Annotated in this window: 15 protein-coding genes and 1 tRNA gene; 14 read left to right on the top strand and 2 right to left on the bottom strand. The window is 70.5% G+C overall.

Annotated features, from left to right (window positions below; genetic code table 11):
- Positions 1-108 precede the first annotated feature (108 nt).
- Positions 109-1,248 (top strand): CaiB/BaiF CoA transferase family protein, encoded by a 1,140-nt coding sequence (locus tag V7Z82_RS09855; protein WP_334150800.1) that lies wholly within the window; start codon positions 109-111, stop codon positions 1,246-1,248.
- Positions 1,249-1,251: 3 nt separating this feature from the next.
- Here V7Z82_RS09855 and V7Z82_RS09850 read toward each other — a convergent pair whose 3' ends face one another.
- Positions 1,252-2,730, bottom strand: a complete 1,479-nt coding sequence (locus V7Z82_RS09850) for a PucR family transcriptional regulator (RefSeq protein WP_334150798.1) — start codon at positions 2,728-2,730, stop codon at positions 1,252-1,254.
- 73 nt (positions 2,731-2,803) lie between these two features.
- On the opposite strand from V7Z82_RS09850, the gene V7Z82_RS09845 reads away from it, so the two are divergent.
- Genes V7Z82_RS09845 through V7Z82_RS09815 form a run of 7 tightly spaced genes read left to right on the top strand, consistent with a single transcriptional unit; the run spans position 2,804 to position 11,937 of the window.
- Positions 2,804-3,910: a DUF917 domain-containing protein gene (locus V7Z82_RS09845; protein ID WP_334150795.1), complete on the top strand. Its 1,107-nt coding sequence runs from the start codon at positions 2,804-2,806 to the stop codon at positions 3,908-3,910.
- A complete protein-coding gene (locus V7Z82_RS09840; protein WP_334150793.1) occupies positions 3,907-5,481 on the top strand; it encodes a hydantoinase/oxoprolinase family protein in 1,575 nt (524 codons plus the stop codon). Before V7Z82_RS09845 ends, V7Z82_RS09840 begins: the two co-directional genes overlap by 4 nt.
- 52 nt (positions 5,482-5,533) lie before the next feature.
- Positions 5,534-7,120, top strand: coding sequence for an ABC transporter substrate-binding protein (locus tag V7Z82_RS09835; protein WP_334150791.1), 1,587 nt, complete (start codon positions 5,534-5,536; stop codon positions 7,118-7,120).
- Between the two features lie 4 nt (positions 7,121-7,124).
- Positions 7,125-8,168 carry an ABC transporter permease gene (locus tag V7Z82_RS09830; protein WP_334150790.1) on the top strand — a complete coding sequence of 348 codons (1,044 nt, stop codon included), beginning with the start codon at positions 7,125-7,127 and terminating at the stop codon, positions 8,166-8,168.
- 3 nt (positions 8,169-8,171) lie between these two features.
- A complete protein-coding gene (locus V7Z82_RS09825) occupies positions 8,172-9,992 on the top strand; it encodes a dipeptide/oligopeptide/nickel ABC transporter permease/ATP-binding protein (protein ID WP_334150788.1) in 1,821 nt (606 codons plus the stop codon).
- The gene (locus V7Z82_RS09820; RefSeq protein WP_334150785.1) at positions 9,989-10,759 is read left to right on the top strand and encodes an ABC transporter ATP-binding protein; all 771 of its coding nucleotides are present in this window, start codon (positions 9,989-9,991) and stop codon (positions 10,757-10,759) included. Before V7Z82_RS09825 ends, V7Z82_RS09820 begins: the two co-directional genes overlap by 4 nt.
- Positions 10,756-11,937, top strand: coding sequence for a M20 metallopeptidase family protein (locus V7Z82_RS09815; protein WP_334150783.1), 1,182 nt, complete (start codon positions 10,756-10,758; stop codon positions 11,935-11,937). Before V7Z82_RS09820 ends, V7Z82_RS09815 begins: the two co-directional genes overlap by 4 nt.
- 218 nt (positions 11,938-12,155) lie before the next feature.
- On the opposite strand, the gene V7Z82_RS09810 is transcribed toward V7Z82_RS09815, so the two are convergent.
- Entirely contained in the window at positions 12,156-12,893 is a 738-nt protein-coding gene (locus tag V7Z82_RS09810) for a DeoR/GlpR family DNA-binding transcription regulator (RefSeq protein WP_334150780.1), read from the bottom strand.
- 55 nt (positions 12,894-12,948) lie between these two features.
- Here V7Z82_RS09810 and V7Z82_RS09805 point away from each other — a divergent pair, with 55 nt between their 5' ends.
- The 6 genes from V7Z82_RS09805 to V7Z82_RS09780 all read left to right on the top strand — a co-directional run bounded on the left by V7Z82_RS09805 (position 12,949) and on the right by V7Z82_RS09780 (position 18,783).
- Positions 12,949-13,302, top strand: coding sequence for a DUF4406 domain-containing protein (locus tag V7Z82_RS09805; protein ID WP_334150777.1), 354 nt, complete (start codon positions 12,949-12,951; stop codon positions 13,300-13,302).
- 151 nt (positions 13,303-13,453) lie between these two features.
- Complete coding sequence (locus tag V7Z82_RS09800; RefSeq protein ID WP_334150774.1) at positions 13,454-15,088, top strand: ABC transporter substrate-binding protein; 1,635 nt, start codon at positions 13,454-13,456, stop codon at positions 15,086-15,088.
- A 163-nt stretch (positions 15,089-15,251) separates the two neighbouring features.
- On the top strand, positions 15,252-16,211 hold the full coding sequence (locus tag V7Z82_RS09795) for an ABC transporter permease (protein ID WP_334150772.1): 960 nt from the start codon (positions 15,252-15,254) through the stop codon (positions 16,209-16,211).
- Positions 16,208-17,083 (top strand): ABC transporter permease, encoded by an 876-nt coding sequence (locus V7Z82_RS09790; RefSeq protein ID WP_334150770.1) that lies wholly within the window; start codon positions 16,208-16,210, stop codon positions 17,081-17,083. Before V7Z82_RS09795 ends, V7Z82_RS09790 begins: the two co-directional genes overlap by 4 nt.
- Positions 17,080-18,660: an ABC transporter ATP-binding protein gene (locus tag V7Z82_RS09785; RefSeq protein WP_334150767.1), complete on the top strand. Its 1,581-nt coding sequence runs from the start codon at positions 17,080-17,082 to the stop codon at positions 18,658-18,660. Before V7Z82_RS09790 ends, V7Z82_RS09785 begins: the two co-directional genes overlap by 4 nt.
- 50 nt (positions 18,661-18,710) lie before the next feature.
- Positions 18,711-18,783 (top strand) — tRNA-Ala (locus V7Z82_RS09780).
- The last annotated feature ends 452 nt before the right edge of the window (positions 18,784-19,235 follow it).

Below are 19,235 nucleotides of genomic sequence, written 5' to 3'. Positions count from 1 at the left end.
GTGGCATCCGCCCACCGCGCGTCAGCCTCGGTGTGCGCAGTGCCCATGAACGGAGACCGGCGGCGCGGGTAGCGTCGCTCGAAGGACGAGCATCGAGGGGGATCGTGCATGGACGACGACGCCGACTTCCGGCCGCTGACCGGCATCCGGGTGGTCGACTTCACTCGACTGCTGGCCGGTCCTTCAGCGACCATGACGCTCGCCGAGCTCGGCGCCGACGTGATCAAGGTCGAGCAGCCGGGCATCGGCGACGAGACCAGGCACTGGGGTCCGCCCTTCGTGCACGGCGCGAGCGCGTACTTCCACGCGATCAACCGCGGCAAGCGCAGCATCGCGCTGGATCTCGCCGACCCGCAGGACCGTGGCACGGCGCACCGCCTGATCGGCACGGCGGATGTGCTGGTCGAGAGTTTCCGCCCCGGGGTCGCCGATCGACTCGGCATCGGCGCCGCCGCGATGCGGGTGGCGTTCCCTCGACTGGTCTACGCCTCGATCAGCGGGTTCTCGCAGCAGGGGCCGCTCGCGGCCGAACCCGGCACCGCCGTGACGGTCGAGGCCGAGTCCGGTCTCATGTACGTGACCGGGTACGAGGGTGCCGATCCGGTGCGCTCGGGCGTCGCGATGGTCGACATCGCGACGGGCATGTCGATGATCAACGGCGTGCTCGCCGCGCTCCTGCAACGCGAGCGCACCGGCCGAGGGCGACGGCTCGAGTTCTCGCTGTTCGCGACCGCGCTGAGTTCGCTCGGGACCGTGATCGCCGCGACCTCGGCCGGCGGGCCGCCGTCGAAGCCGTGGGGCAGCTCGCATCCGTCGATCGTGCCGTACCGCGCGTTCGCCGCCGCCGACGGGCAGGTGGTGCTCGGCGCGACGAATGACGCGATGTTCGCCCGACTCGTGCACGCGCTCGATCTCGGCGCGGCGCTCGGCGTCGAGCGGTGGGAAGGCAATCAGGCCAGGGTCGAAGGTCGGGACGAGCTCGAGCGGGTGCTCGGCGACTGCGTCTCGGCGCTCGAGGTCGATTCGGTCGTCGAGCGGCTGCAGGCGGCGAGGGTGCTCGTGGCGAGGGTGCGGAGCCCGGAGGATGCCGCGCGCGGCCCCCAGGCCGAGGCGCTCGGCCTGATCGAGCACGACGACGGTGTCTCGATCGTGCGTTCGGCGCTGAGCACGAACGGCACCGCGCGACTCGCTCGTGCCCCGCAGCTCGATGCCGACGGCGATGCGCTGCGCGCCGAGCTCGCGAACTGATCCCTACCCGGCGCCGAGCAGCCGAACGCGGCAGGCGAGCTCGACCGCGAAGCGGGCGTCGGGCTCGGTCAGGTCGATGCCGAGCAGCTCGCGGATCCGCCGCATCCGATAGCCGACGCCGTTCGGATGCAGCATCAGCTCCTTGCCGGCGTGCACGAGCGAGCCGTCGTGCGCCAGGTACGCGAGCAGGGTGCGCACCGATTGCAGCGCGCGCTCGGCGCCGAGCTCATCGAGGGGGCGCAGCACGTCGTGCAGCAGCTCGCGGCTGATCGGCGAGGCGTACACGTCGAGCAGCACGCGGCGCAGCCCCGTGACGTCCGTGAGCTCGACCCCGCCGAAGCGCCCGGCGGCGATCGCGGATTCGGCGGCGATCCGCGCCTCGGCGGCCGACTGCCGCAGCCCGAGCGCGCCGAGCTGCGGGGTGCCGAGTCCCAGCGTGTAGGTCCAGTCGGAGCCTGCGAGCTCCTGCGCCTGGCGTTGGATCAGGATCGCGATCTCGCGCACCCGCCGCTGGTGGTCGCCGGCGCCATGCTCCTCGGTGCACACGAGCATCAGATCGTCCTGGAGGAAGGCGACGTGCCAGAGCTCATCGCGCGCCTCGACCAGCTGCAGCGCGAACAGCTCGAGCGCCGGCTGCACGCTGCGCGGCGCGCGGGCGTCGGTGTCGCTCGGGCGGGTGGGGGCGAGCCAGGCCACGACGTGCGATTGGGGGAGTGGCAGCCCGAGCCGAGCGGCCTGCCCGACGAAGCCCTCGGCGCGGGTGGAGTCGGCGAGCACGAGCTCGACGAGCAGATCTGCGCGCGACTGGGTGGGCGCGTAGCGGTCCCGGCTCTGCCGTTGCGCGACGCGCGACAGCAGCGAGGCGATCACCGGCAGCGACACCTCGGTGGCGCCATCGGTGCTCCCGGCGACGAGACGCCCGACCGGCACCTCGCCGATGAAGACCGCGTCGGTGTCGGTCCAGGAGACCTCCGGATCGGCGTTCAGCGACAGCTCGGTGCCGAGCACGCTCCCCGCCGCGGCCAGGATGCTCTCGGTCGTGCTGCCGGTGTCGCCGGCCGCCGCGGTGGCGGCTGTCACCGCCTGCGCCCCGCGCATCATCGCCTCGGATGCGCCGCCGGAGATCGCCCGGTCGATGACCTTCGCGAGGTCGGCGGCTCCGACGCCGGCCGCGGAGAACACCGGCACCCCGCCTCGCTCGGCGAGCACGGTCGCGGTCTCCGCGAGTGCGAGCCCAGTGGTGAACACGATGCCGGCGAGACCGCGCGCGCTGGCCTGGCGCAGTGCGACGTCGACGCGGAAGGGCGGCGGCTGCTCGTCACCGGGGACGATGGCGAGGGTGCCGGCGGTGAGCGCGTCGAGCCGGTCGACCGCGACGAGGTCGACGCGGGTGATCGGGCGATCGTCGATCGGGCCGGCGACGAGCCGGAGTCCCAGTCGGTCGGCGTCATCGCGGAGATCTCGCAGCGAGTACTGTGCCATGCGCACAGTATGACCCGAAACACTGGCGGATCGGAACATTGTCACGCTGCGGAACGCTCCGTACCGTGAACACATGGCCCAGATATCCCCTGCCGCACGCACGTCGGCGCCGATCACCGAGATCACCGCGGACGACGTCGCCGCCCTCGGCATCGGCACCGCGATCTTCGGCACCGGCGGCGGTGGCGCCGTGTACACGAGTCAGATCATGGTCGAGAAGGCGCTCCGCGAGCACGGACCCGTGCCGCTCGTGACGGTGGCCGATCTCGACGATGACGATGTCGTGATCCTGATGTCCGGCATCGGCGCTCCGACGGTCGGCATCGAGATGCTCTCGGCCACCGGCCAGATCCATGCGCTGCTCGCCGAGGCGGAGCGGCTGCTCGGCCGCAGGGTCACCACCCTCATGGCTGCGGAGATCGGCGGCGGCAACGGCGTGCAGCCGATCGGCTGGGCAGCCCGCCTGGGGCTCAAGGTGCTCGACGCCGACGGCATGGGCCGCGCGTTCCCCGACGCCGCGATGGTCGCGATGAACGTCGCCGGCATCCCGTGCGCGTGGGCCGTGCAGAGCGACGTGGTCGGGAACATCTCGGTCATGAAGACGATCGACCTGCACTGGCTCGAGCGGCACGCCCGCGCCCTCACCGTCGCGAGCGGCTCGATCTGCATCGGCGCGCACTACCCGATGACGGCCGACCAGGTGCGCGGCGCCGTGATCGAGGGCACCGTGAGCGCCTCGATCCGCGTCGGCCACGCGCTGATGTCGTCGTCCGATCCGGTCGCGGCCGTTGCCGAGGAGCTCGACGCCCGCGTGCTGATGACCGGCAAGATCACCGACCTCGACCGCCGTACCGCCGGCGGCTTCGTCCGCGGCTCGGTCACGATCACCGGCACGGGTGGTGACAGAGGACGCCTGCAGCGCCTCGAGCTGCAGAACGAGAACCTGCTCGTCCTCGAGGACGGCGAGGTGCTGGTCAGCGTCCCCGACCTCATCACGATCATCGACGCCGAGACCGGCCACGCGATCACCACCGAGATGCTGCGTTTCGGCCAGCGGGTCTCGGTGCTCGCCTGGGCGTGCGATCCGATCTGGCGCACGCAGCGCGGACTCGAACTCGCCGGCCCTGCCGCGTTCGGCTACGACCTCCCCTACGTCCCCTTCGAAGGAGCAGCGCGATGACCGCTCGTGACCTGTCCATCGGCGTCGACGTCGGCGGCACCAACACGGATGCGGTCGTGCTCGACGGCGACGGCCGGGTGCTCGCCTGGACGAAGCGCGCGACGACGGATGACATCACCGGCGGCATCCGAGCCGGCATCCGCGATGTGCTCGCCTCGATCGGCGACGACCGCTCCCGCGTCTCGCGGGTCATGCTCGGCACCACGCACGCGACGAACGCGATCGTGCAGCGCCGGCAGCTCGACAAGGTCGCGATGATCCGGCTCGGCGCCCCTGCTGCGACCGAGTACCCGCCGCTGACCGGCTGGCCCGAGGACCTCGTCAGCATGGTGCTCGCGGGGTCCGCGATGCTCGGCGGCGGCCACATGGTCGACGGCACCCCGATCGCGCCGCTCGACCGCGACGGCATCCTGCGCTTCGTCGACGGACTCGACCGCTTCGACGCGATCGCCGTCGCCGGGATCTTCAGTCCCTCGTCTCCCGAGCAGGAGCTCGAGGTCGCCGACCTGCTCCGTGGACACCTGGGTCCTGACGCCAGGGTGTTCCTGAGCCAGGACATCGGCCCGACCGGTCTGCTGGAGCGCGAGAACGCCACGCTGCTGAACGCCGCGCTGTACGGCGTCGCCCGCTCGGTGACCGAGGCGCTGGTCACGGTCGTCGACGAGGAGGGCCTCGACGCGGCCACCTTCTTCGCCCAGAACGACGGCACGCTCATGTCGCTCGACTACGCCGCGCAGTACCCGGTGCTGACGATCGGCTCGGGACCCGCGAACTCCATCCGCGGCGCCGCCTACCTCTCGGGCCACGACGACGCGATCGTGATCGACGTCGGCGGCACGACCTCCGACCTCGGCGTCGTTGTCGGCGGGTTCCCGCGCGAGTCCACGCTGCCGCGCGAGATCGGCGGCGTGCGGACGAACTTCCGGATGCCCGACATCCTCAGCCTCGGCATCGGCGGCGGCACGGTCATCGACGTCGCCTCCGGTCGAGTCGGACCCGACTCGGTCGGCTACCGCATCAACCAGGAGGGCTTGCTCTTCGGCGGTTCGACGCCGACGCTGACGGATGCCGCTGCGCTCGCCGGCAGCCCGGTCGACGGCCGCTCGCTCCCCGCACTCGACGGTCCGATGACCGCAGCGCTCGAACGCGCGCTCGCTGTCGTCGCAGACCGCCTGGAGGAAGCGGTCGAGCGCCTCTCGCTCGGTCGCCTGGACATCCCGCTCGTCGTCGTCGGCGGTGGCGGGTTCCTCGTCCCCGATCACCTCGCGAGCGCCGGACGCATCCTCCGACCCGATCACGGCGGTGTGGCGAACGCGGTCGGCGCCGCGATCTCGCTCGCCGGCGGCCGCGCCGATCAGATGGCTCCGATGGGCGACCGGGACTCGGCGATCGAGCAGGCATCCGAGGCCGCGATCGCGAAGGCGATCCAGGCCGGCGCCGATCCGCTGCAGGTGTCGATCGTCGACGTCCTCGAGACGCACGTGCCCTACACCGCCCACCCCACCGTGAACGTGACCGTGAAGGCGGCCGGTCCGCTCGCCCGGCTGTCCGCCGACGCCGTGGTCCGCTGACCGCACTGCGTCACCACCAGCTGTATCCCGCACCCGAAACGAGGAGATCGCAATGAAACGCAGTACCGCAGTACCCGTGGCCGCCGTTCTCTCTGCGCTCGCGCTGACGCTGACGTCCTGCGCGGGTTCCACCGACCCGTCCGAGTCGTCCGGAGATGTCGTCTCCGGCGGCACCTTCGTCACCGCGGTCGGCGACGACCCCGGCGACCTGAACCCGCTGAAGGCCGTCTCTCCCGACACCTTCGCGGTCGTCAGCCTCGCCTACGAGTCACTGATCGCCGTCACCTCCGAGGGCGATCTGGTGCCCTGGCTCGCTGAGAGCTGGGAGGAGACGGGCACCGAGGTCGTCTTCACCCTGAAGGACGGCATCACCTGCACCGACGGATCCGAGTTCACCGGGCAGACGGTCGCCGACAACCTGAACTACAACGCCGACCCGGCCAACGCGACCTTCTCGTACGGCTCGGTCATCGACGAGACGATCTCGGCGACCGCCGATGGCAACGTCGTCACCGTGACCAGCGCGGCGAACAACCCGTTCCTGGCTGTCAACACCGGCACCATCATGCTGGTGTGCGACGCGGGGCTCGCCGACCCGACGACGCTGTCTGACGCGACCGACGGCACCGGGCTCTTCGGCCTGAGCGACATCAAGCCGGGTGACACCTACACGTTCACCAAGCGCGACGACTACACCTGGGGTCCCGACGACGTGACGAGCGAGACCGCCGGTCTGCCCGACACGATCGAGGCGCGCGTCATCACCGATGAGAGCACCGCGGCGAACCTGCTGGTCTCCGGCGAGATCAACGCCGCGACCATCTCGGGTGCCGACCGCTCGCGTCTCGACGGAGCCGGCCTCACCCACACGGGCGTGCGCAACCCGGTGGGCATGATGCTGTTCAACGAGAAGGAGGGCCGCCCGTTCTCCGACCCGCTCGTGCGCGAAGCGCTCTCGATCGCGATCGACCGCGACGAGGTCGGCACGGTCATCGCCGACGGTGAGGGACTCGAGTCGGTCTCGCTCGTCACGAAGAACCCGCTGCTGTGCGTGGCCGACGAGCCGGGCTGGACGCTGCCGGACACCGATCTCGACCGTGCGGGCGAACTGCTCGACGAGGCCGGCTGGACGCTCGGCGACGACGGCCTCCGCACCAAGGACGGCAAGCCGCTCACCATCAAGTTCGTCTACAACGCCCCCACCTCGACGCACGCCGCAGCAGCGGAGCTCGTCAAGGAGACCTGGGACGGCCTGGGGGTGACGACCGAGCTCTCCGCGAACGACGCGGCGGCCTGGTCGGAGCAGCTCTACTCGACGGCGGACTGGGACACCGGCTGGGTGCAGATCGCTCCCGGCGGACCTGTGCTGCTGTCGGTCTTCTTCGACGGCGCCACCCCCGATGAGGGCGGGTTGAACTTCATGTGGGTCGACAACCCGGAGTATTCGGCGCTCGTGGCCGAGGCCTCCAGCGCGACGCCGGACGCAGCCTGCGGCATCTGGAACGAAGCCGAGAACGAGCTCATCGAGCGGTTCGACGTCTTCCCGGTGATCGACAACATCCTGCCGACCTACCAGTCCGGTGCGACTTTCGATCAGCCGAACTTCATCCAGCCGACCTCGATCCGGATGCTGGGCTGACACCATGACGACGACTCCTCCTCTCGCGACCGCCGAGGTGGCCGACACCAGCACGGCCGCCCTGGCGGCGCGGGTGGAGGAGCGCCGTCTGCGGCGGGGGCTCTCCCCGCGGACAGCCTTCCTGTTCCGCCGCCTCGGCCGACTGGTCATCTCGCTCGCCGTGGTGATCGTGGCCTCTTTCCTCCTGATGTACCTCGTGCCGGGCGATCCGGTGCGAGCGGCGCTCGGCCAGAGCGCGACCCCGCAGCTCGTCGAGGCCACCAGAGCGCAGCTCGGACTCGATCGCCCGATGTGGGAGCAGTTCTTCCGGTTCATCGGCGGGCTGTTCACCGGCGACCTCGGCACCTCGGTGCGACTGCAGCGTCCGGTCGGCGACGTGATCGCGCAGCGCTTCCCGACCACGCTGCTGCTCGCGGTGCTGGCGTTCATCATCGCCGTGATCGGTGCGCTGCCGGCAGGTATCGGCGCCGCCGTGCTGGCTCGCTCCGGCCGCCGCCGCGGGCTGACGATGGCGGTCTCGGCCGTGCTCGGCATCCTGATCGCGGTGCCCAGCTTCCTGGTCGCGGTCGGACTCATCTCGCTGTTCGCGGTGCAGCTCGGCTGGCTGCCGGCAGCCGGCTGGGGATCGCCGGAGGATGCCGTGCTGCCGGTGATCGCGCTCGCGATCGGCCCGATGGCGTACCTCGTGCGCATCGTGCAGGTCGAGATGCTCGCGGTGCTCGACACCACGTACATGACGACGGCGCGGGCGAAACGTCTCCCGCGGCACCTCATCCACCTGCGCCACGCGCTGCCGAACATCGTGACCGCATCGCTCACGGTCGGCGGCCTGATCCTCGCGGGGCTGACCGCCGCGACCGTGCTGATCGAGACCGTGTTCTCGATCCCGGGCCTCGGCACCATCATGGTGTCGTCGGTCGGTGCCAAGGACTATCCGATGGTGCAGGGCGTGGTCATCGTCTACGCCCTGATCGTGCTCGGCGTGAACCTCGTCGTCGACCTGATCCTCGCCACCATCGATCCCCGCTCGTCGATCACGGAGGGCTGAGACATGTCGCTGCGCAAGAAGCTGCTGAACCCGACCGCGATCTCGGCGATCGTCGGCTGCGCCCTGCTGCTGTTCATCGCGATCGCCGGCCCGACGATCTGGGGCCCTGCCGCCGACACCACCGACGTGTCGTCCCGCCTGCTCCCCGCAAGCGCCGCGCACCCGTTCGGCACCGATGAGCTCGGTCGCGATGTGCTCGCCCGCGTGCTGGTCGCGACCAGGCTCACCCTGCTGCTGACGCTCGGCGCCACGGCGATCTCGCTCGTCGGCGGGATCGTGTTCGGCCTCGTCGCCAGCATCCTGCCGAAGCACCCGCGCCGCCTGTTCACCGGACTGCTCGACATCCTGCTCGCCTTCCCGTGGCTGCTGATGGTGCTGTTCTTCACCGTGATCTGGGGCGCGACCGCGACCGGCGCGATGCTCGCGATCGGCTTCGCCGGCATCCCGTCGTTCGCGCGCCTGGTCTACAACCTCGCGGCATCCGTCTCGGGTCGCGACTACGTGCGCGCGGCCAGGGTCGTCGGCGTCGGCCCGATCGGCATCCTGCTCCGGCACGTGCTGCCGAACATCGCGAATCCGTTCTTCGTGAACGCGGCGGCCACTGCCAGCGTCACGCTGCTGTCGTTCGCGGGGCTCTCCTTCCTCGGGCTCGGCGTGCAGGCTCCTGCGTACGACTGGGGTCGGATGCTGCAGGAGGGCATCCTGCGCATCTACATCAACCCGCTCGCCGCGATCGGCCCCGGCATCGCCGTGGTGCTCGCCGGTCTCGTGTTCACGCTGCTCAGCGAGGCGGTCGCCGGATCCCGCGGACAGGGCTTCCGTGCGGTCGCCGCTCGGGCGACCGGCGCGGTCACGCTCACGCCGCGTCGCCGCCGGGGTGCGCCGGAGAGCACCACGGCGGCCGCGACCGATGTGATCGCCGAGATCACCGACCTGCGCATCGCGTTCGCCACGGCCGACGGCGGTGTCATCGAGCGAGTCCGAGGCGTCGACCTTCGGGTCTCGCCTGGCGAGATCGTCGGGATCGTGGGCGAATCCGGTTCGGGCAAGTCGCTCACCGCGATGGCGCTCGCCGGACTCCTCGGTGACGACGCCCGCATCGCGACCACAGCCCACCGCTTCGATGACATCGACATGACCCGGACGCTCAGCTCCGCCGACCGGTCGAGGCTGGGCGTCGAGCTCGGCATGATCTTCCAGGACCCGCTCACCTCGCTCAACCCAGCGCTCACGATCGGGCGACAGCTGACCGAGGTGCCGGAGGTGCACATGGGGATGCGTCCGGCGCAGGCCCGTGCACGTGCCGCCGACGCGCTCGACGCGGTCGGCATAGCGAACGCCGCCGCCCGCCTGAAGCAGTATCCGCACGAGTTCTCCGGTGGCATGCGGCAGCGGGCCATGATCGGGATGGCGCTCACCGGGCGCCCCCGCCTGATCATCGCGGACGAGCCGACGACCGCCCTCGATGTCACGGTGCAGCGGCAGGTCATGGACGTGCTGCATCGCGCGCAGGAGGAGACGGGCGCTGCGATCGTGTTCATCTCGCACGACATCGCGCTGGTCTCGGCGTTCTGCGACCGCGTGATCGTGATGAAGGGCGGCCGGATCGTCGAGACGCTCGATGCTCGCCGCATCCGCGAGGATGCGCGGCATCCGTACTCGAAGGCACTGATCGCGTGCCTGCCGGACATGACGAGCGACCGTACGCAGCCGCTGCCGGTGATCGCACCGGAGCTGCTGCCTGAAGCGCTCGACGATGCAGGCCTTCACGACGACGCCTCGCACGAAGACGCCACGAACCACGACCGGGAGGTGTCGGTGTGAACGCACTCGAGATTGAAGACCTGAGCGTCCGATACGGCCGCACCCGAGTGGTCGAGCGGGTGAGCCTCGCGGTGCCGAAGGGCCGGACGGTCGGTCTGGTCGGCGAATCGGGTTCGGGCAAGAGCACGATCGCTGCTGCGGCCGTCGGTCTCGTGCGTCCGGAGTCCGGCTCGATCACGGTCGACGGCGTCGAGGCGGTCGGCGGCGGGTCCGCTGCGCGCGGCGCGCGGCGGCGGATGCAGCTGGTGTTCCAGGACCCGTTCTCGGCGCTCGACCCGCTGATGCCGATCGGCGACTCGATCGCCGAGGCGCTGCGGGCGACCGGACGCCGGTGGACACGTGCCGAGCGGATCGCCCGCGTGCGCGAGCTGCTGGCGCAGGTGCACCTCGACCCCGACCGTGCGGGAGAGCGCCCCGGCGCATTCTCCGGCGGTCAGCGGCAGCGCATCACGATCGCCCGCGCACTGGCGGGTGAGCCGTCGGTGCTGATCGCCGACGAGGTCACGAGTGCGCTCGACGTGTCGGTGCAGGGCGCGATCCTCAACCTGCTGCGCGAGCTGCAGGATGAGCTCGGACTCTCGATGCTCTTCATCTCGCACAACCTCGCGGTCGTGCGCTACATCAGCGACGAGGTGTGCGTGATGCGCAACGGGAAGCTCGTCGAAGCCGGACCGACCGAGACGCTGCTCGCGAACCCCGGCGACCCGTACACGCAGGATCTGCTCGACGCGGTGCCGGTGCTCGGCCAGCGGATGCAGTTCGGATGACCCGGTTCGACGCTGCCGCCGAGCTGCTGCGCGACGACCTGATCGCGGTGCGCCGTGAACTGCACGCCACGGTCGAGGTCGGACTGGACCTTCCGCGCACGCAGGCGATCCTGCTGCGGGAGCTCGAGGGGCTCGGACTCGAGATCACCCGGGGCGCGGCGCTGACGTCGATCACCGCGGTGCTGCGCGGTGGACGCCCCGGACCGGTCGTGCTGCTGCGCGGCGACATGGACGGACTGCCGATCACCGAACGCGCCGACGAGTCCTTCGCGTCGACCTCCGGCGCGATGCATGCGTGCGGGCACGACCTGCACATGGCAGGGCTCCTCGGCGCCGTGCGGCTGCTGGTGGCGCGGCGCGACGAGCTGCCCGGCACGGTGGTCTTCATGTTCCAGCCGGGCGAGGAGGGCTACGCCGGCGGTCGGGTCATGATCGAGGAGGGCGTGCTGGATGCCGCTGGCGAGCGAGCCGTCGCGGCCTACGCGATCCACGTCGACAGCGCCACCCCGTTCGGCCAGCTCGTCACGCGCGAGGGGTCGATGATGGCGAGCGCCAGCGCGCTGCGGATGACGCTGCACGGCACCGGCGGCCACGCCGCATTCCCGCACCTCGCGATCGATCCGGTGCCGGTCGCGGCCCAGCTCATCCTCGCAGTGCAGACCTTCGCTGCTCGTCGGCTCCCCGCCACGGATCAGGCGGTCATCTCGATCACCCGCCTCGGCAGCGACTCCGCGGCCGGCAACGTGCTGGCATCCGCCGTCACCCTCGAGGCGAACATCCGCACGCTCTCGATGACCACGCTCGACGCCGTGCGCACGCAGCTGCCGACGATGCTCGTCGGGATCGCCGAGGCGAACGGATGCCGGCTCGATGCCGAGTTCATCGCCTCGTACCCGGTGACGTACAACGACCCGGCCGAGACCCGCGAGGTGCTGGCCGTGCTCGACGAGCTCCTCGGCCCCGAGCGCGTCACCCGCCTCCCGGAGCCGTCGATGGCATCGGAGGACTTCTCCTATGTAATGCAGGAGGTGCCCGGCACGCTGGTGTTCGTCGGCGCCGCCACGGCATCAGGACCCACGCCGATGCACGCGGAGCACACGGTCTTCGACGACGGCGTGCTGCCGCTGCAGGCTTCGCTGCTCGCTGAGCTCGCGTGGCGCCGCCTCGCTCGCGGGTGACCGCCTGGCCCCTGAGGTCGCCGTGCCTTGGGCCTCTGAGGTCGCCGTGCCCTGGGTCCCTGAGGTCGCCGTGCCTGGGTCCCTGAGGTCGCCGTGCCTGGGTCCCTGAGCTTGTCGAAGGGCCCGACGCTTCGACAAGCTCAGCGACCCAGAGCGTGAGCTCAGCGACCCAGGGGCGTGAGCTCAGCGACCCAGGGGCGTGAGCTCAGCGACCGCCCTCAGCCCACGACCGGCAGCTCGTCGATCAGCGGGTTGCGGTCGAGCGGGTCGACGACGATCCCGGCGACGGCGTCGAGCGCGATCACCGGGAAGTGCGAGACGGCGCCGACCTTCTCCTCGCTGCCGAGCACGTAGGTCGCGGCGCTCCTGGCGGCGAGCGCGCGCTTCGTGACGGCGTCGTCGACGGATCCGGTCGTGAGGCCGTGCACCGGGTCGATGCCCGTGACGCCCAGGAAGAAGGCGTCAGCCGACAGGTGCTGCACTGCCTCCATCGCGAGGGGACCGCTCGCGACCATCGAGTGACGCGAGAGCTCGCCGCCGATCAGGATGATGCGGGCGTCGGAGTGCTCGGCGACCGCGAGGGCGACGGCAGGGCTCGGTGTGATGACCGCGAGCGATGCGTCGCGCGGGAGCATCCGCGCCATCGCGAGCGTGGTGGTGCCGGCATCGAGCACGATCGTGGATGCCGGGCGGATGAGCTCGACCGCCCGGCGCGCGACGCGCTCCTTGCTCTCGGTGGCGAGCCCGTGCCGGAGCTGCACCGGACGATCTGCCGGCGGCACGGGAAGGGCGCCGCCGTAGACGCGCACGAGCCTGCCCTCATCGGCGAGTTCGCGGAGGTCGCGGCGGATCGAGTCCTCCGACACCCCGAGATCGTGGGCGACGGTCTTGGCGACCACTCTGCCGTCCCGGTCGAGGATGTCGAGCAGATGAGTCTTGCGCTGTGCGCCGAGCATACGGTTCCTTCGTGAAGTTGCACGTTGTTGCACGTTTCAGGTTACAGTCTTCGACATGACATCACCACTCCTGATCCTCATCGCCGGCCCCTACCGCTCCGGAACCGACGGCGACCCCGACCTGATCGCCCGCAACCTCGAACGTCTCGAGGAGGCCGCTGCCCCGATCCACCGACTCGGGCACGTCCCGATGATCGGCGAATGGGTCGCGCTGCCGATCCTGCGCGGCATGACGGATGCGGATGCCGAGGGCGACGTCATGTACGAGACCGCGCGTCGGCTGCTGCAGCACTGCGACGCCGTGCTGCGGCTGCCCGGAGCATCCGCCGGCGCAGACCAGGACGTCGTGATCGCCCGCGAGCGCGGCCTGCCGGTGTACTTCTCGCTCGACGAGATCCCGGCGGCGTAGCGCCCACGGGGCGCGAGCCTAGCGCAGGCGCTCCCGCTCGCGTCCCGTGTGACCCTGTCTGACGCCCCGTTTCCTTGCGTGTACCGCGCCGCTCTGCGCCGATCCTGCCCTGGATAGCGTCGAAAGCCCGTGCCTACCGAGAGGACCGATCGTGGCATCCGCGAGAAACCCCCGCCGTTTCGGAGCTGCCGTCGCAGCCGCCGTCGTCGCTGCACTGACCCTGACCGCCTGCGCTGCCGGCACGTCGGCCGACGCCCCGGAGTCGAACGGCGAACCGGTCAAGGGCGGCGATCTCGTCGTCGCTGCGCGTTCGGAGCCGCCGCAGCTCAACCCGCTGGTCGACCAGACCGGTGGCGCGCACGTGCTGACGCCGGTCGTCGACTCCCTCGTGTGGGACAACGGCGACGGCACCTACGGCACCTGGCTCGCGACCGAGTGGGAGGTGTCGGATGACGCCCGCGTGTACACGTTCACGCTGCGCGACGACGTCACGTTCCACGACGGCACCCCCTTCGACGCCGAGGCCGTGAAGGTCAACTTCGACTACGTCGCCGACCCTGCGAACAAGTCCACCGGCTCGGTCGCGAAGCTCGGTCCCGTCGCCGAGGTGCTCGACGAGTACACCGTGCGCATCACGCTCGAGCAGCCGGAGTCGAGCTTCCTCACGCTGATCGCAGCCCCGTACTTCGGCATCGTCTCGCCGAAGCAGCTGCTCGACGACCCCGACTCGCTCGCCTCGACCGTGGTCGGCACCGGCCCGTTCAAGTTCGACGAGTGGGTCAAGGGGCAGAGCCTCAGCTACGTGCGCAACGACGACTACGACTGGGGCCCAGAGGGCACTCACGAGGGCGCCGCGTACCTCGACACGATCACCTACCGCTTCCTCCCCGAGGACCAGACGCGGTACAACGCGCTCATCACGGGTGAGGCCGACATCGTCGACTACATCGCGCCGGAGTATGCGGAAGAGGTCAAGAGCAACGACGCCTACGGCTCGGAGGAGTTCCTGCTCCCCGGTGTCGGCTTCACGCTGCACCTGAACACGCGCACCGCTCCGTTCGACGACGTGAAGGTGCGCCAGGCGCTGCTGCACGGCATCGATCGCGCGGCGATCGTCAAGAGCGCCACCTTCGGCGCCTACCCGGTGCAGGAGTACCTCGCGACGACCACGCCCGACTACAAGAAGGACCTCGAGAACGTCATCGACTTCGATGCGGACGCCGCCGGGGCACTGCTCGACGAGGCCGGCTGGACCGAGACGGATGACGAGGGGTACCGCACGAAGGACGGCGAGCGCCTGAGCACGGTCATCCCGTACGCCGACAACGACCAGCTCGCCCAGCGCACGCTGGAGCAGGTGCAGATCGACGGCAAGGCGCTCGGCTTCGAGATCGTGCTGCAGCCGGTTCCCGCCGCGGACTTCTCGCAGCGTCTCTACAACGGCGACTACGGCATCATGCCGTCGTTCCAGTCCGAGGCGACGGGCATGCAGCTCTGGCGTCTGTACGGCGGCGACAACGTGTCGGACGGCTCGTCGATCGGCTCGAACGCCTCGTTCCTGTCGGACCCCGAGCTCGATGCACTCCTGGCACAGGCCAGGGCGAGCGCCGACCCGGTGGCCCGCGCCGACTTCTACGGCCAGGCGCAGGAGCTGCTGCCCGAGCTCGCCCCGTCGATCCCGCTCTACTCGCGTGCTCGCGTCGTCGCCTGGCAGCCGAACATCCACGGCGTCACGTGGGACTACGCGTGGCCGCAGCCGTACCTGTTCGACGCCTGGAAGAACTGACGGATGCTTCGACAGGCTCAGCACCCCAACCACCGGGGTCCTGAGCCTGTCGAAGGGCCCTGCCCCGCACGCGCCCGGGTCCCTGAGCCTGTCGAAGGGCCCTGCCCCGCACGCACCTGGGTCCCTGAGCCTGTCGAAGGGCCCAACCCGTGAAAGGAGAACCATGAGCCTCGCCGTCTGGAGGGTGCTCCCCCGTCTCGGTGTGAGCCTGATCACGCTCCTCGGAGCCGCGACCCTCACGTTCTTCGCGCTCCGTCTGGTACCGGTCGATCCGGCGTTCGCGATCCTCGGGGCCGGGCAGCAGCAGGTCGACATCAGCCCCGAGGTGCTCGCCGTCGTGCGGCAGGAGTACCACCTCGACGAGCCGCTCCTCGTGCAGTACTTCCTCTACCTCGGGCGTCTCGTGCGCGGCGACCTCGGCATGTCGTACGTGCAGGAGCAGCCGGTCGGCCAGCTCCTCGCCGCCCAGGCGGGGCCGACCGTTGCACTCGCGCTCGCGGCCACCCTGCTCGCGATCGTGATCTCCCTCGTCGGCGGGGTGCTCACCGCCGGCCGTCGGCTTCCGAGCTGGATCTCCTCCGGACTCGAGCTCGTCCTGGCATCCACCCCCGTGTTCTGGCTCGGGTTCATCCTGATGCTGGTCTTCGCGGTGTGGCTGCGCGCCCTGCCCATCCTCGACAGCGGCGATCTGCGGTCGCTCGTCCTCCCGGCGCTCACCCTCGCGCTTCCCGCTGCGGCCCTGCTGCTGCAGGTGCTGCGCCAGTCGCTCGACGACGCGCTGGAGCAGCCGTTCATCCTCTCCGCCCGGGCCCGCGGCCTCGGCTCGCTCGCGGTCACGGTCCGGCACGCGCTGCGGCATGCAGCGGTGCCGTACCTCACGATGCTCGGCTTCTCGTTCGGTGCGCTGCTCGGCGGCGCCGCGATCACCGAGACGCTGTTCAGTCGTCCGGGCCTCGGCCGCCTGCTCGTCACCTCGGTCGCCTCGCAGGACATCCCGGTCGTGATCGGCGTCGTGCTCGTCGGCACCGCGGTGTTCATCCTCGTCAACACGCTCGTCGATCTGTCGTACGGACTCGTCGATCCGAGAGTGCGCGAGACCGGCCGGAAGGAGGTCGTCGCATGAGCGGTGGAGTCGTCGCCGAGGCCGTCGCGCCCCGCGCCACCGTCGTCCGCTGGCGCGGCTGGGTGCGGCTCGCCGCAGACATCGGCACGCTGCTGTGCGCGCTGGTGCTCATCCTCTTCGTGCTCGCCGCCCTCTGGCCGCAGCTGCTCACCGGGCAGGATCCGCTCGCCGCTGATCGCGCGCTGATCCTCTCCCCGCCGTCGCCGGTGCATCCGCTCGGCACGGATGAGATCGGCCGCGACGTGCTGGCCCGCATCATCTACGGCGCCCGCAGCTCGCTCGTGCTCGGCTTCGGCGCCGTGCTCATCTCGCTCGTCTTCGGCACGGTGCTCGGCCTGGTCGCCGGGCTCTCGAACCGGGTGATCTCGACCATCACGCTGCGGCTCACCGACATCGGCGCCGCGTTCCCCGAGCTGGTCCTGGCGATCCTGATCCTCGCGCTGTTCGGCGGCGGGCTCGCGACCGCGACGATCGCGATCGGCATCGCCGGCATCCCCTATTACGTCCGCGTGGTCCGCGGCGAGACCCTGCGCGTACGCACCTCCACCTATATCGAGGCATCGCGCAGCATGGGACTCTCGCGTCCTGCCGTGCTCGGCCGGCACCTGCTGCCGAACGCCGTTCGGCCGGTCGTCGTGATCGCCACGATCGGCCTCGGCGGGGCGACGCTCGCGGGCGCCGCGCTGTCGTTCCTCGGACTCGGCAGTCCGCCGCCGACCCCGGAATGGGGCTCCATGCTCTCCAACGCCCGCAACTTCCTGACGCTCGGGTGGTGGGCCGCGGTGTTCCCCGGTCTCGCGATCACGCTGTTCGTCATCAGCACGACCGTGCTCGGTCGACGACTGCAGGCACGACTGGAGGGACGCGGATGAGCGCGCTGGTTCGGGTCGCGGGGCTTCGGGTCTCGTTCGGTGGTGGAGGAGCCGCGAGCACCGTCGTCGAGGGCGTCAGGTTCGACCTGGCCCCCGGTGAGTGCGTCGCGCTGGTCGGCGAGTCCGGCTCGGGGAAGTCGGTGAGTGCGCGGAGCCTGCTCGGCCTCGTCGGCGCCGGCTCGCGCGTGCACGCCGATGTGCTCGAGATCGACGGGCAGGATGCTCGGACGTTCTCGGAGCGCCGCTGGCGCACGGTGCGCGGCCGACGGATCGGCTACATCCTGCAGGACGCGTTGTCGTCGCTCGACCCGCTCCGCACGGTCGGCAAGGAGGTGCAGGAGGCGATCGCCGCGACCGGCGGACCCCGTGGTCGCGCCGGTCGGGCTCGCGCGCTCGAGCTGCTGCGCCGTACGCATGTGCCGGACCCCGAGACCCGCATCGACGAGCGTCCGTCCCAGCTCTCCGGCGGACAACGGCAGCGGGCGCTGATCGCCACCGCCCTCGCCGGAGACCCGGCGGTCCTGATCGCGGATGAGCCGACGACCGCGCTCGACGTCTCGGTGCAGAAGCAGATCCTCGAACTGTTCGGCGAGCTCAAGGCGCAGGGCATCGCGCTGCTGCTGATCAGCCACGACCTCGCGGTGGTGTCGCAGCTGGCCGACCGGGTGATCGTGCTGCAGGGCGGCGCGGTCGTCGAGTCGGGGAACACAGCAGACGTGCTCTCGTCACCCGCGCATCCGTACACCCGATCGCTGATCGACGCGGCTCCGCATTTCGATTCGGGGCCGGGGGATGCCGTCGCCGCATCGGATGCCGCGGACGAGGCGGAGGTCGTGCTCTCCGCCGAACACGTGAGCAAGACGTTCCGGCTGCCGGGCGGCGTCGAGCGGCACGCGGTGCAGGACGTGTCGATCGCGGTGCGCAGGGGGCGCTCGCTCGGTGTGGTCGGCGAATCCGGCTCCGGGAAGACGACGCTCGCTCGCATCCTCGCCGGGCTCGCGACCGCCGACGGCGGCACCGTCCGGCGAGCGAGCGACGACCCGCGAGATGTGCAGTTCGTGTACCAGGACCCCGGGTCGTCCTTCGATCCGCGGTGGACGGTCGGGCGCATTCTCGACGAGGCCGTCGCACTGCGGCATCCGGGTCTCGCTCGCGCAGAGCGCAGCGTTCGCGTGCGTGACTGGCTGGAGCGGGTCGGGCTGTCCGGTGAGCTCGCCGACCGTCGCCCGGCATCGCTCTCCGGCGGACAGCGCCAACGGCTCGGGATCGCGAGGGCGCTCGCCGTGGAGCCGGCGGTGGTCGTGCTCGACGAGCCCGTCTCGGCGCTCGACGTCGCTGTGCAGAAGCAGATCCTCGAGCTGATCGCCCGCCTGCAGCAGGAGACCGGCGTCGGCTACCTCTTCATCTCGCACGACCTCGGCGTGATCCAGAAGGTCTGCGACACCGTCGTGGTGCTGCGTGACGGCACGGTGCGCGAGGCCGGTCCGACCTCGGCAGTGCTGCGCAATCCGGCGGATGCGTACACGCGGCTGCTGATCGACGCGGTGCCCTCGCTGCCGCGGGCGTCGCGAGGCTGAACCGCTGCGGGAAGACGCCTCTTTCGTCGTGATACCGTAGAGACGTTCAAGGGCCTATGGCGCAGTTGGTAGCGCGCCTCGTTCGCATCGAGGAGGTCAGGGGTTCGAATCCCCTTAGGTCCACAGAGCAGACGGCCGGTCGGAATCACGAGAGTGAATCCGACCGGCCGTTTCTGTGTCTCGGGGCATGAGCTGCAGCCTGGTTCTGCGGGAGCGCGGCTGGGGAGTCCCGCGCGACCGGCACCGCGCTGACCCGGAATACCGGGCGACACGCCCGGCGGTCGGCCCTGATTTGCCGGACCCCCGGGATCCGCGTAAGTTATTACTTGTTCGCCCCACAGGGAAGCGGAGAGGCCGAGAGCTTCACCCCCCTCAAGCGGAGAACCACCTCCTCATCTTCACTCGATTGAGTGTCATGACCTTCGGGTCTAGGATGGGAGATTCCACCCCTTCTGCGATGGCTTTCGGTGTGCAGCGGATCTGAGATCCGCACGGCGCGCCGATTTGACTTGCTGGATCGGGTGGGTAAGATAGAGAAGTTGCCCTGCGGGCCTGGTTGTGATGACTGGGTCGTG

Source organism: Microbacterium sp. (genome assembly GCF_036823965.1).
In the GTDB taxonomy this organism is placed as follows: Bacteria; Actinomycetota; Actinomycetes; order Actinomycetales; family Microbacteriaceae; genus Microbacterium.
This window is presented reverse-complemented; position numbering and strand designations above follow the sequence as displayed.